The sequence below is a fragment of the Acrocarpospora pleiomorpha genome, assembly GCF_009687885.1.
GTDB classification, from domain to species: Bacteria; Actinomycetota; Actinomycetes; order Streptosporangiales; family Streptosporangiaceae; genus Acrocarpospora; species Acrocarpospora pleiomorpha.
Genome location: NZ_BLAF01000029.1, coordinates 1 through 13,506, shown reverse-complemented (window position 1 = coordinate 13,506; position 13,506 = coordinate 1). Strand labels below are relative to the sequence as shown.

General features: G+C 67.9%; 10 protein-coding genes. 3 read left to right on the top strand and 7 right to left on the bottom strand.

The window, feature by feature from the left end; genetic code table 11:
- The first annotated feature begins 122 nt into the window (after nucleotides 1-122).
- A complete protein-coding gene (locus tag Aple_RS25060; protein WP_155347146.1) occupies nucleotides 123-2,399 on the top strand; it encodes a CHAT domain-containing protein in 2,277 nt (758 codons plus the stop codon).
- On the opposite strand, the gene Aple_RS25055 is transcribed toward Aple_RS25060, so the two are convergent.
- From Aple_RS25055 to Aple_RS25045, 3 genes are read right to left on the bottom strand one after another with little or no spacing between them, the layout of a single operon-like run.
- Nucleotides 2,377-3,054, bottom strand: coding sequence for an RES family NAD+ phosphorylase (locus Aple_RS25055; protein WP_155347145.1), 678 nt, complete (start codon nucleotides 3,052-3,054; stop codon nucleotides 2,377-2,379). The genes Aple_RS25060 and Aple_RS25055 overlap by 23 nt on opposite strands.
- On the bottom strand, nucleotides 3,054-3,677 hold the full coding sequence (locus tag Aple_RS25050) for a hypothetical protein (RefSeq protein WP_155347144.1): 624 nt from the start codon (nucleotides 3,675-3,677) through the stop codon (nucleotides 3,054-3,056). Before Aple_RS25050 ends, Aple_RS25055 begins: the two co-directional genes overlap by 1 nt.
- A gap of 39 nt (nucleotides 3,678-3,716) precedes the next feature.
- Entirely contained in the window at nucleotides 3,717-4,628 is a 912-nt protein-coding gene (locus Aple_RS25045; protein WP_246264762.1) for an alpha/beta hydrolase, read from the bottom strand.
- A gap of 63 nt (nucleotides 4,629-4,691) precedes the next feature.
- Here Aple_RS25045 and Aple_RS25040 point away from each other — a divergent pair, with 63 nt between their 5' ends.
- Both Aple_RS25040 and Aple_RS25035 read left to right on the top strand, forming a co-directional pair.
- On the top strand, nucleotides 4,692-5,408 hold the full coding sequence (locus tag Aple_RS25040) for a type 1 glutamine amidotransferase (protein WP_155347143.1): 717 nt from the start codon (nucleotides 4,692-4,694) through the stop codon (nucleotides 5,406-5,408).
- Nucleotides 5,409-5,596: 188 nt separating this feature from the next.
- Nucleotides 5,597-8,548, top strand: coding sequence for a bifunctional [glutamine synthetase] adenylyltransferase/[glutamine synthetase]-adenylyl-L-tyrosine phosphorylase (locus Aple_RS25035; protein ID WP_155347257.1), 2,952 nt, complete (start codon nucleotides 5,597-5,599; stop codon nucleotides 8,546-8,548).
- A gap of 1 nt (nucleotide 8,549) precedes the next feature.
- Here Aple_RS25035 and Aple_RS25030 read toward each other — a convergent pair whose 3' ends face one another.
- The 4 genes from Aple_RS25030 to Aple_RS25015 all read right to left on the bottom strand — a co-directional run bounded on the left by Aple_RS25030 (nucleotide 8,550) and on the right by Aple_RS25015 (nucleotide 12,502).
- Entirely contained in the window at nucleotides 8,550-8,753 is a 204-nt protein-coding gene (locus tag Aple_RS25030) for a hypothetical protein (protein WP_155347142.1), read from the bottom strand.
- Nucleotides 8,750-9,880, bottom strand: coding sequence for an inorganic phosphate transporter (locus Aple_RS25025; RefSeq protein ID WP_155347141.1), 1,131 nt, complete (start codon nucleotides 9,878-9,880; stop codon nucleotides 8,750-8,752). The genes Aple_RS25030 and Aple_RS25025 overlap by 4 nt, the downstream gene beginning before the upstream one ends.
- A 373-nt stretch (nucleotides 9,881-10,253) precedes the next feature.
- The gene (locus tag Aple_RS25020; protein WP_170321653.1) at nucleotides 10,254-12,017 is read right to left on the bottom strand and encodes a hypothetical protein; all 1,764 of its coding nucleotides are present in this window, start codon (nucleotides 12,015-12,017) and stop codon (nucleotides 10,254-10,256) included.
- Between the two features lie 137 nt (nucleotides 12,018-12,154).
- The gene (locus tag Aple_RS25015; RefSeq protein WP_155347139.1) at nucleotides 12,155-12,502 is read right to left on the bottom strand and encodes a hypothetical protein; all 348 of its coding nucleotides are present in this window, start codon (nucleotides 12,500-12,502) and stop codon (nucleotides 12,155-12,157) included.
- Nucleotides 12,503-13,506: the final 1,004 nt, after the last annotated feature.

The window sequence follows — 13,506 nt, the reverse complement described above, 5'->3', positions numbered from 1 at the left end:
AGTTGGTTGGCTCAGGTTCAGAATTGGGGCCGGTTGGTTCGGGGTCGGTGTTTGGTTCTGGGTTTGGTGCTGATGGGCTCTATGGGCGGGCGTTGCGTGGGCAGGCGGGGCTGGCCGCAGTTATGAAGGGTCTGACCGCTGGTGATCGGCGCCTACTCGATCAAGGTATCCAGACCCTCATCGAGGTTGTCGCGGCCCCGGACAGCTATCTGGGTGAAACCGGGTCGTGTCGCTACGTTTTGGGCAGCGCGCTCATTCAGCGGTCCCGTATTCGAGGGCAGCGAGGTGATCTGGACCAGGGCATCGCGCATCTGGAAGCGGTTATCCGGGATCGGAGAACCGGTCCGCTGGATGGCGTCTACCCCATCCTGCTTGTTGACCTCGCCCAGGCACACCGCCTCAAAGGCGACCCTCGCGCCGTCGACACCGGGTTGCGGGCGCTCCGTGAACGCCTCGCCGACGTGCTCCTGCAGATCGGCGCGGAACGTGGCTTGGCAATGTCCAAGGCCGCCCGCGACGACACCCTGGAAACCGTGCACTGGGCCCTCGCAGACGGCTGGCCGGAAGCGGCGATCGAGGCTCTCGAACTCGGCCGCGCCATGGTCCTGCACTCCGCCACCGCCGCGGACGCCCTCCCCGCCCTGCTCCGCGATCAAGGCCACCACGCCCTGGCCGAAGAATGGCAGACCCACCTGAGCACCGAGACGGCCACGCGCCCCTGGGAAACCGCCGCCGTCGAACTCGGCCCCGAAGGCCGGATCAGAACCCCCGGCCTGATGATTCCCGGCGACCTCCGGCATCGCGTCCTCGCCGCCGTCGAAGACACCTCCCTGGCCGCACTCCTCACCCCACCCGGTCCGGCGGAAATCGCGCAAACCCTCCGCGACGCCAACCGCCACGCCTTGGTCTATCTCCTCCCTCGCAGCGAATTCGGACCAGGCAGGGCACTCACCGTCTTGGCGAACGGAACGGTCACGACGACCGTTCTGCCGCAACTCGACGCCGGTCGCAACAGCCCCGTCGATCGTTACCAGCGAGCCCAGAACGAACTGGTCAACGGGGTTTCCGGGGCCGAACTCAGGTGGCGCCAGGCACTGACCGACCTTTGCGACTGGGCCGGCGAAGCGGCGATGACGACAATCCTGGAGGAAATCGGCGAAGACGAACCGTCCATCGTCCTGGTTCCGGGAGGAACCCTCGGAATCGTCCCTTGGCATGCGGCCCGCGTGCCCGGTGGGATTGCTGGTGCTGTGTCTGGTGATGCTAGGTATTTGTCAGGTGGGGCTGCCGGTGTTGTGTCGGGGGATGAGACCCGCGTGCCTGGCGGGATTGCTGGTGCTGTGTCTGGTGATGCCGGGTATTTGCTAGGCGGGGCTGCCGGTGTTGTGTCCGGGGATGAGACCCGCGTGCCCGATGGGATTGCTGGTGCTGTGTCTGGTGATGCTGGGCGTTTGTCAGGTGGGGCCGCCGGTGTTGTGTCCGGGGATGGGGCGGGCGTGCCCGGTGGCAGTGCCGGTGCCGTGTCCGAAGATGGTGGGCATCTGTCGGTGGGAATGCCGATCTTGTCTCGGGATTCGGCCTGCCTTGCTGGTCGCGCCTCTGTGCCCCACATGGGTAGGGATGCCGCTCCCAAGCCGATTGGGGAAATTTCGGCAAATGTCGGGTGGGTGTATGCGTGTCAGCGGGCGACGATTTCGTATGTGGCGTCTGCCAGGCAGTTTGTCGCGGCTGCGGTGCGGCCGGTGTTGCCGCCGCGTCAGGCGCCCGTGTTGATTTCCAGTCCTGATCTTGCCTGGGCTATGTGGGAGTGTGCGCGGCTCTTTGAACGCGAATACCCCGGAGCGGTTCGGCTGGGGAAGTGGTTGCGTAGTCGCGATGTTCCGGCCGCTACGGCGGAGGCGGTGCTCGGTGCCATCGCGGGTGGGTATTCGGTGGTGCACTTCGCGGGGCATGCTCGGTCTTCGGTTATTTCGGCGGATTCGGCGTTGGAAGTCGCGGACGGGGAGAAGGTTCCGGTGCAGCGGGTGCTTGGCCGGGGTGGTGGGGTGGGGGGTGGGCTTGTGGTGTTGTCCGCTTGTATGAGTGACTTGTCGGACGGAGATCACGATGAGGCGCTGACCCTGGCCACGGCGTTCCTTGCGACAGGTGCTCGGGGAGTTGTCGGATCAAGATGGGCCATCGATGACGACATTCGAACGGCCGTCTTTATGGTGATATTTCATCGTTTCTTGGGTGAGCGGGAGCCGAGTGTGGCTCTTGTCCGGGCGCAGCGGTGGATGCTGGATCCGGGGCGGCGGGTGCCGGACGACCTTGCCCAGGAGCTTGACGAGGTGATCGGGGAACTGGACTTCGCGGATCCGGCGATCTGGGCCGCGTTCACCCACCAGGGCGTTTCCTGAGGGGATGCACGTAGCCACCATACGGTCGGAGAGATTTGTTCAGTTCGTCCAGGTAGCCAGGGTCATCCAGGAGGACACCGCTCCCAGCCACGTGGCGGACGGCGTCGCCGTTGTCGCAGCGATCGCCGAAGAAGACCAGCACCAAATGGGTCATGCTCGGACTGGACTGCCAGCGAAACCCCTCCGCCCACGCCTGGTTCCGGCGGAGCCAGTCCGCCCATCGCCGAGTCTGCCCATAATCCGCGGCATCGGCCCGAATCAGCGAGATCTTCGCGCACACCCCAGTGAAATCATCAGGTTTGACCAGCTCAAGCACGGTCACATCCCGGACAAGCTCGATCTGCGACAACATCCGCCCCTTGATCGCCTTACGCGGCACCGGACAGTGCCCACGATCGGAGAACGGAATATCCCGCATCACCGTCTCGGCGAGCGCGGTTCCCGGATCATGCGCCGCGTAAAGGTAGGAATACGGCGGCTCGCAAAGTTTCGTACTGTCGAAGCGGCCACCACCCCAATGCGGATCGGTCTGCGTGGGATTGAACGACGCTGCGGAAAACTCGGCACCATGCACCCGCCACAGCCGGGTACCCGCCGCAATCACCTGAGATCGCGGCGAATTCGGACAACGCGCCGGCGGCGCCGGAACCGGCATCACGGCCCCTCGGCCAGCGCGCGAGCCGCCGGCATCAGATCCGGCTCCCTGGGCTGATCCAGCAGTTCAGCCGGAACACTCCCCAGCCAGGCGTTCGGCCCCAGCCACCACCCCGCGACCCCCCACGGATCCTCATCGGCCTCCAGCAACCGATTGATCCGCAACACCAGCGCCCGCGGCCGCCGCTCCCTGAACTGGAAGGCGGGCACCTGCACACCACCATCCGCCCGCTCCAGCCGGATGAGATCGGGATCGTCGCTCCCCTCCACCTCATCCACCCGGTACGCCGGAGCCGCCAGCAGCCTCCGATGAATCACCCTGCGCAGATCCTCCGGCTGAAGCCGCGCGATCACATCGCCCCAGTCGACAACCGGAAACGCCGGATTCAGCCGGGACCCGGTGGGGAGCGCACGCCGTACCGGATGGTCTTCGGGCAGCCCGGCCAGCTGGAGCTCGATCCGCAGCTCGACGGCCAACTCGCCGATGGCGGCGGTATCGCCACCCGCGTCCTGAAGGTCCTTAATGAGCCCGTCGAGCCGCGCCCGCCGGGCAGCGCTCAACCGGCCGCGGACATCCTCCAGATGATCGAGCAACAGGCTGATGAGTTCCGGATCACTCGCCACACCAGAACTTATATCAGATAGACAATACCAATTCCGGAATTATATAGCTGGCTCAAGAGTTAACCGATCGACCACAACCCGGACACACCGGTCATGGAACGCGATCGTGTAGTGATTGCAGTCCGGAACCACCTCGTCACGCAGCCCCGGCAGCTGGGCGGTCCAGGAGTCCGCCAGAGCGTCGGGGATCAGCCCGATCTCCTGGTTCAGCAGCCCGCGCGGAGCCCTGAGCAGACGCAGCGGCGACTTGATCGCACGCAGCGCCGCGCCGATCGCCTCCCCTTCGGTGAGCAACTGGCGCCCATCGGTGCGAACCGCGTCCTCCCGCACACGCGACCGCACCCCACCCTCGATTTCGAGCGCGTCATACCGCACATAGTCCTCCATCGCCGCGGTCCAGTCCGCCAGCGCGGGATGCTCCTTGAAGAACCCGACATACGCCTCGACATCGACGAACGTCTGGCTCAACCGGGCGATCGCCGGACCCAGACGCAGCTCCAGCAGATCATCTGCCGAAATATCCGGCGGAAGCGGCAACGGCAGGCCACCATCCACCAGAACAGTCCGGGCATACTGCCGCTCAACCGCGTGCAGCACCGCCACATACGCCCCCATCGAATGCCCGGTGAGCACGCTCGTCTCATCCGCCCCCACGTGCTCGGCCACCCGCTCGACGTCCTCGGCATGCCGGCGCAGCCCGTACGGCCCGGAAACGCCCGCGCTGTGCCCGCGCCCGCGCAGATCCATGGCCACCATGGACCACCCCGCCGGCAACGACGACCCGACCCGCTGCCACGCCATCAGCGACGCGGTGATCCCGTGCACCGCGATGATCAGCCGGGGCCCGCTCCCGAACCGCGCGATCCGCAGGTCGCCACCGGGCACGGGTACGCGGTCGAACTCCATGGCCGTCTCCTCACGATCGATCGCCCGTTCGACGATACTGGGCATTCCCGGAGAACCTAAAGGACACCGCCCCTGACCCTCGGTCGGACCCTTCCTTATGATCTGTCCATGGATGCGCGCGTTGTCGTGATTGAGCACGAAGTAGAAGCCGGGCTCGGCTACTTCGCGGCGTGGCTGGCCGGCGTGGAAACCGTGGTCGTACGGCCTTACCTGGGGGAACCCGTACCCGATCGGGTGCGGGACGGGCTGCTCGTGCTGGGCGGCGCGGCCTCCGCGTGGGACGACGAGGAGTACCCCTGGCTCCCCGCCACCCGCGACCTGATCAAGACCACCGTAGAGGACGGCGCGCCCGTGCTCGGCATCTGCCTCGGCGCTCAACTCATGACGCTCGCCTGCGGCGGCGAGGTGCGCCGCGGCGCGCCCGGACTGGAGATCGGCGCGGGCACGATTCACCTGCTGCCGGAAGCCCGTGCCGACCGGCTCTTCGCGGACGTGGCAGAGCCCCAGCCGGTCGCGGTGCAATACCACTACGACGCGATGACCACATTGCCGGAACAAGCGGTATTACTAGCCACCGGCGACACGTACCCGAATCAGGCATATCGCCTCGGCGACAATGCGTGGGCGGTGCAGTTCCACCCGGAGGCCACTCCGGACATTTTCCGCGAATGGACGACTGGTCTGACCGGCCATCCAGTCGGTGAGTTGAATTCCCAGGTCGACGCGGCCAGGTCACGATTGCAGGCGCATTGGTGCCCGCTCGCGGAGGCATTCGCCGCCGTCGTGACCGAGCACACCACGCGGGTGCGTGGCCAAACCGCGTGATGACCTGATTACGGACAGAAACCGCTAACGACGCGCACAAGGCGGCGAGTTACCGTGTGCGAAGTCAACGACATGGCCTTTTCGGGGCGCGCCATGTTGGAGTGGTTCTCTCCGAGAAGGAAGATTAGTTGCGAGTTGACGTCGCGGACATCGAGGCGGAGGAAGGGGCGGTGAACACCGCGTCCCGGATGCAGACCACGGCCGGGCGCCTGGCCCGACTCGGCTTCGCCGACGGGGCCAGGGCCGAACGGCTGCTGGACGAACTCGGACCGGAGGCGGTCGGCGATCTCGACCTGCTCGCGGATCTGATCGCCGCGGCCGACCCGGATCTGGCGCTGACCGCCCTGAACCGGCTGGTCGAGCGCGATCCGAGCGTGCTCGGAAGCTTCCGCGCCGACCCCGCGCTCCGGCACCGCATGATCGCCGTCTTCGGCCTCAGCGCCGCCCTCGGCGACCACGCGGTCCGTCACCCGGAGCAGCTGCGCCGCGACGAGTACGAGGACCCGCCGAGCGCCCACGACGAGCTGCTGTTCGCGGTCGGGGCGGACGCGCACCTGCCGGAACCGGTCGCGGGCCTGCCGGTGACCGCCGCGATGGACGCGCTGCGCGCCGCCTACCGGGGCAGGCTGCTGGACCTGGCCGGGCGGGACGTGACCGGCGAGATCACCCTGGCCGGGACCGCCGCCGAGCTGGCCGACCTGGCCGGCGCAGCGCTGGAGGCCGGGCTGGCCATCGCCAGGGCCGAGGTGCCCGAGGCGCTCGACGTACGGCTCGCGGTGATCGGCATGGGCAAGTGCGGCGCGCGCGAGCTCAACTACATCTCCGACGTTGACGTGATCTTCGTCGCCGAGCCGAAGGAGGGCGTCGAGGAGACCCACGCCCTCCAGGTCGCCACCCGGCTGGCCCAGAGCATGATGCGGGCCTGTTCCACCACCACGCCCGAAGGCACACTCTGGGAGGTGGACGCCAACCTGCGCCCCGAGGGCAAGCTGGGGCCCCTGGTCCGGACGCTGGACAGCCATCTGGCGTACTACCGCCGCTGGGCCAAGACGTGGGAGTTCCAGGCGCTGCTGAAGGCCCGTCCGGTCGCGGGCGATCTGGAGCTCGGCGGTGTCTACGTCGAGGCCGTCAACGCGATGGTGTGGCAGGCCGCCGCGCGCGACAACTTCGTCGAGGACGTGCAGGCCATGCGCCGCCGGGTCGAGGCGCACGTACGGGTCAGCGAGGCGGAACGGCAGATCAAGCTCGGGCCCGGCGGGCTGCGGGACATCGAGTTCGCGGTGCAGTTGCTGCAGCTCGTGCACGGGCGCTCGGATCCGCTGCTGCGCCGCCGGGCCACCCTGTCGGCGCTGGCCGCGCTGTCCCGTGGGGGATATGTCGGGCGAGAGGACGCGAAGGCGCTGGCGGAGGCGTACACGTTCCTCCGGCAGGTCGAGCATCTGATCCAGCTGCACCGGCTGCGCCGTACCCACATGGTGCCGTCGGACGTCGCCGACCTGCGCCGGATCGGGCGCGGCCTCGGCATGTCGACCGATCCGGTCGGCCAGTTCACGACCACCTGGAAGCGGCACGCCCTCGAAGTCCGGCGACTGCACGAGAAGCTCTTCTACCGCCCGCTGCTCCAGGCCGCCGCCCGGCTGCCCTCCGAGGAGACCCGCCTGTCCACCACCGCCGCCCAAGCCCGCCTGGAAGCCCTCGGCTACGCCGACCCGGCCGGGGCGCTGCGCCACATCAGCGCGCTGACCAGCGGAGTCTCCCGCCGTGCGGCGATCCAGCGGACCCTGCTCCCGGTCATGCTCGGCTGGTTCGCCAACGCCCCCGACCCCGACGCGGGACTGCTCGGCTTCCGCCAGATCAGCGACAAACTCGGCACCACGCCGTGGTACCTGCGCCTGCTCCGCGACGAGACCGCCGTCGCCGAGCAACTCGCCCTCCTGCTCGGCACCAGCCGCTACATCACCGGCCTGCTCCTGCACGCCCCCGACGCGGTCGCCATGCTCGGCTCCGCCACCGACCTCGCCGTCCGCCCCGTCGAGGCGCTGCACGCCGAGATCGCCGCCACCGTCGCCCGCCACGGCTCCGACGCCGAAACCGCCGTCGCCTCCATCCGCGCCCTCCGCCGCCGCGAACTCTTCCGTACGGCAGGCGCGGACCTGGCCGGCTACATCGACATCGAAACCGTGGGCCAGGCCCTGTCCGCGCTCAACGACGTCACCATCCAGGGCGCCCTGGACGCCGCCATCAACAAGGTCGCGGCGGAACGCCGCGGCGAGTTCCCCACCCGGATCGCGGTCATCGCGATGGGCCGCCTCGGCGGCTTCGAATGCTCCTACAGCAGCGACGCCGACGTCATGTTCGTGCACTCCCCGATCCCCGGCGCCGAGGAGAAGGACGCCACCGACGCCGCCCACGCCGTCGCCGAGGAACTGCGCCGCCTGCTCTCCCTCCCCGCCCCCGACCCGCCCCTCGGCGTCGACGCGGGCCTGCGCCCCGAAGGCCGCCAAGGCCCCCTCGTACGGACGCTGTCCTCCTACCGCGCCTACTACGACCGCTGGTCCTCCCACTGGGAGGCCCAGGCCCTGCTGCGCGCCCGCTTCTGCGCCGGCGACCCCACCCTCGGCGCCGAGTTCGTCGACCTCATCGACCCGCTCCGCTACCCCGCCGACGGCATCCCCGCCGAAGCCGTACTCCAGATCCGCAAGCTCAAGGCCCGGATGGAGGCCGAGCGCCTGCCGCGCGGCGCCGACCCCACCCTGCACACCAAACTCGGCCGCGGCGGCCTCTCCGACGTGGAATGGGTCGCCCAGCTGCTCCAGCTCCGGCACGCCGGTCGCGTCCCCGCCCTGCGCACCACCACGACCCTGAACACCCTCCGCGCCGCCGTCGTCGCCGGCCTGCTCGACCCCGGCGACGAGACCACCCTCGTCGACGCCTGGCGCTTCGCCTCCCGCGTCCGCGACGCCATCATGCTGGTCCGCGGGCGCGCCGCCGACAGCATCCCCGGCCTGGTCAAGGAACGCGCCCTCATCTCCCGCACCCTGGGCTACCCGCCCGACGGCTCCGAGGACTTCATCGACGACTACCGCCGCGCCACCCGCCGCGCTCGCGTCGTCGTCGAGCGGGTGTTCTACGAGGATTGAGTCACTTCTGCAGCATCACGTGCAGGCCGAGGGCGACACCCGCCACGACCACGAGCAGGCACAGGCCCGCGGCGGCACGGCCGATGACCTTCCCGGCGGACAAGCCGACGAGGGCCAGGGAGAACACGGCCGCCATTCCCGCACCCGCCACCAGAGAGGCGACCAGGACCCGCCACAGAGCGGCCAGGTCGAGCCAGTCGTTCACGCCGATCGCTCCTTCGCGGTCCACTTGTCGTTGACGTTTCCGGCGTGGACCGGGGCTCGGCGGGACAACAGGTAGAGGCCGCCGGACAGCACGGCGGAGACTCCGGAAACCGTGAGCACGCCCAGGCTGCCGCCGATGCGGTTCGCGCTCGCCCAGGCCAGCGCGCCGACCAGCGCGGCCGCCGGGATCGTGATCAGCCAGGCCACGCCCATCCGGGCGGCTACGCTCCAGCGAACCTCGGCCAGCCGCTTCCCGAGACCGGCGCCGATCACCGAACCGGCGCACACCTGGGTGGTGGACAGCGGGAACCCGAAATGCGACGAGGAGAAGATCACCGCCGCCGACGAGCTCTCGGCCGCGAATCCCTGCGGCGTCTCGATCTCCGTCAAGCCCTTGCCCATCGTACGGATCACTCGCCAGCCGCCCAGATACGTGCCCAGCGAGATCGAGGTCGCACTGGCCACGATCACCCAGAACGGCACCCCCGCGTCCTGCCTGATCACCCCACCGGTGATCAGCGCGAGCGTGATGACGCCCATGGTCTTCTGCGCGTCGTTGGTTCCGTGCGCCAGCGAGACCAGCGACGCGGATCCGATCTGCCCCAGTTTGAACCCGCGGCTCCGGATGCCTTCCGGGACTCTTCTGGTGATGACGTACACGAGGAAGGTGCCGAGGGTGGCCACCACGATCGCCGTCATCGGGGCGAGCACGGCCGGGATCAGCACGTGCGACATCAGCTCCTTCCCCTTGACCGCCGAAGCCCCCGCCGCGATCAGCGTCGCCCCCACCACCCCGCCGATCAGCGCATGCGACGAACTCGACGGAATCCCGAAATACCAGGTCAACAGATTCCAGGCGAGCCCCCCGATCAGCCCCGCGAACACCACGGTGAGCGTGATCGCCCCCGTCTCCACGATCCCCGTGGCGATCGTCGCCGCCACCTTCAACGACAGAAACGCCCCCGCGAAGTTCAACGCCGCCGACAACCCCACCGCTACCTTCGGCCGCAACGCCCCCGTCGCGATCGACGTCGCCATCGCGTTCGCCGTGTCATGAAACCCGTTGGTGAAGTCAAACGACAACGCAGTGACGACCACAACCACCAGGAGCACGGCCTCAGCACCCATAACGGCCTAGCTGGCACTTTAACGCCCAAATATGCACACCAATGATCACAATTCCCAAATATCACGCCTTGGCGACTCCCGGACAACACGCCGCTCCGACAGTCTCACCGGTCTTTGTCTGCTCTTTGGAGAGATCGTCTCTTTGGGAGACGGAGCTGACGATCGTGGCATGACCTTGCCTGCTCGGGCGCTGGCGTCGGATTCTCCAGACGCGACGGTGGTGCGGGCCCCGACCGGCTGAAGAGCCGCGGCGCTACCCGATGACCACCGACCTGCGGCAGGTCGCCGTGGGTGAGCTTACTGGCATAACGGCTGCGGATAGATCACCGTCGGGTCTCGGCATTGGTCGGGTCTCGGCATTGAAGGTGTTGAGCTACTTCGCTGTCGAGGTGGTGGTGGAGCGGGATTTCAGGCCGGTGACCCGGCGGAGCATGTCCCACCAGAAGGGGGCGCCGAAGAGGAGGGCGACGAGGGTGAGGAGGAAGCCTGGCCAGTGGCTGGAGGTGATCAGGCGGTCCCACCAGTCGCCGCCGCGCCAGGTCCAGGAAGGGCTGCCGGATGGCGGGATGGTGGCGCTGACGGGAGCGTGAGCGAAGATCTTGACGAAGGCAGGGGTGCTGAGGACTTCGGTGACGCAGGTATAGGTGTCTTTGTCGGGCTCGCATTGTGCCTTGATGGGGGCGAGGGCCTGCTCACCCTGGTCGGCGAAAGCGGCAACCGCGCTGCGGTATGCGTTGTCGTTGAGCAGGGTCTTGCCGTATTCCAGGGCGTCCATGCTGAACAGGAGGGTGACCAGCAGACTGAGGATGCCGACCGCCCATCGCACATATCTGCGGTAGAGCAGCGTGAGCCGCGTCATCTCACCGTCGAACCACTCTTCGACACCCTTGCGGAACGCCTCCATGTCCACCGGGCTGGGAGCGGCCGTCTCAGCGGGCGCGGCGGCCGTGCCAGGTGTGGTGGCTGTGCCAGGTGCGGTCGTGCCGGCTGCGGTGGCTGTGCCGGGTGTGGCTGCGGTGGCTGTGCCGGGTGTGGGTGCAGTGACGGTGCCGGGTGTGGGTGTGGTGGCGCTGCCGGCTGCGGTGACGGTGCCGGGTGTGGGTGCGGTGGCAGTCCCGGGTGTGGTGGCCGTGCCAGGTGGGGTGGGGGTGCTGGCTGTGGTGACGGTGCCCGGTGTGGTGGTGGCCGTGCCGGGTGTGAGCTCGCTGCCATCGATGAATGGAGTATGGGCTGCCGGGGGCGATGGGGTTAGGGGGACAGGGGTTAGAGCTGGAAGTATGCCGCCTGATTTCTCCCAGATGGCGGCAAGTGGGCGGTAGAGCGGGCTCTTGAGCGTTTGGAGTTGGCCGAGCAGGGGCTCGACCCCGCCTCGAACGCTGGCTATTTCCAGCAGCGCGACGGAGAAGCGTGATGGCGGGATTTCGGCGATGGTTGTTTTGCCCTGTTTAGCTTCGTCGATTTCCTGGAGGCGCTCGTGCAGCAGATCGGTGAGGGACTCGCCGTGCTCACGCGGGTCGGCTTGTTCCGCGCCGTGGGCCGAATCGATACTCGCTGCTCCGGCCGAATCGACATCCGCCGCTACGGTCGATTCGGTGGTGCTGCTGTCGGCCTGCGTGGAACCTGCGACCTCGGGCGAACTGCCTGCCTGGTCGGCGGGGGTGCTGGCGATCAAGATGTCGGACGGGAGGACAGCGAACGGCGACCCTGCGGTTCCCTCGGCTCCTGTAGATCCCTCGGATCCCGCAGATGGCCCTGCCGACTTGATCTCGGCGGCGACGAGGGAATCGGCTGCTGCCGCCAGGGGCGGGCTGTGGACCGGAGCCGGATGCGGGCTGAAGGCAGGGCGCGGGTCCTTGCCGAAGGGTAACTTGGCGAAGACGCCGAGAAGGGTCGCTGGCAAGCGCGAGCGGATCATCTTCGGGGGCGGCAGAAGATCGGCGAGCGCGCTGCGCAGCCTTCGGCTGAACCGGCTGAAGCCCTTGAGCCGAGCATCCAGCCACCGCAGAACACCCGGGACCTTCTCCACGACCTCGCCACCATCGAGCGTGTCACGCAGATAAGCCCACAGGAACTTACTACGGATCCCGAGCAGCCGGACAAGACCTTCGTTCAGCCCGCTGACCAGAAGCGACAGCAACAGAAAGGCAAGAATCAGACCGATGGCAAGGTCGACATAATACGAAACCAATGTGATCACCCGCGTCGTTGATACACCGTCCACCGTCGACCCGCAACGATTTCAACAAACCAACCCTCCAAACCATCCAGAACGCTCTAATCCCCCTCATCCAACGCCCACACATTGAGGAACTGCGCCCCACCCCGCAATACCTCATAACGCACCCCAACCTCCCTCCACCACGTTCGGCCCGCACCAACGTCCCCCGCCTCGCCGTCGTGCGCGACGGGTGGAATGAGGCCTTCGGCGCTGGCGATGTCGGTGGCCGCGATGGTGAGTTCGGCGGGAAGCGGGTGACTACCTCGAGTGGGGCGGGTGGCGATGGCGGTGAGTTGGCGGCTGAGAAGGACGTGGGCGAGACCGTGGATGGTGGTCGTCCAGGTGGGCACTTGGTCGTCGGGGACGGCGAAGACGCGGAGTTCCGGAAGGCCGAGGCGGGTCATTCCGTGAGTGGCGAGTTGCACGCCTCCGGCATCGAATCCCGATGAGACGCGCAACCACGATGCCACCGCGAAGTCCTCGAATGACGCGAGCGAAGAAGGGCTGGACGGGATGATTTGACTGGGTTCTGAGCAGGCGCACGGTTCTGGCGAGCGCGGAAGGGGGCGTGCCGGGGGGAGAGGGCGCCCAGTGTCGGCGTCGATGGGCGTTCCTCCGAGTGAGGAGGCGAGCGCTCTGGCGGCGGACGCTCCGGCCCAGAGATGGGTGAAGGGCCAGCCCGGCGGCGACGTGCAGCTCACCAGGAGATGGGATGAGCTTTCCAGCAGGGGAAGCAAGGGTTCGAGTTCGGGCGAGCAGGTGGCGCAGCACAACAGCTCAGCCACGGCCATAACTCGCGGGTCCACCGCCGTCACCTGCTCGACCCAAAGGTCGGAGACCGCGACGGTGGGTGAACTTCGCAGGGCCCTGGGCGCGACGACCAGAAAGGCAGCGGTCAGGGACTTCGGCAGAGGCAGCAGAATCACCCCCGCAACGTGCCATCTCCGCGACCGCCTCCGACCTCCCGAACCCCATTCTGTGGATACTCGGTGTTATCCACAGCCCTTCAACGACAATCAGCTCGTGATCTTCTGCGGCTCCTCGTGACCTTCTACACCTCACTGCCTCCGCACCCATGGTGATGGTCTAGCCGCGCTCGTGGATGCGGTTGTGCGATGGCTGCCTGTAGGCGTGCCCTCGTCGGTCCGGCACGGGGTCGAGCGCCGAGTCGCGTGCGCGGCCGGAGCCGGTTGCAATGGCCCCGGGCGAAGCCGGAGTTGAGTGTGACACCCCGGGCAGGGCCGGAGTGGGGTGCGATGCCTTGGGCAGGGCCGGGGTTGGATGCGGCGCTGGTGGAAGCCATGCCGGAGTCGGATGCGACCCCCTGGCGGTGCCGGGGTTGAGTGTGACTCCCCGGGCAGGGCCGGTGTGGGGTGCGATGCCTTGGGCAGGGCCGGGGTTGGATGCG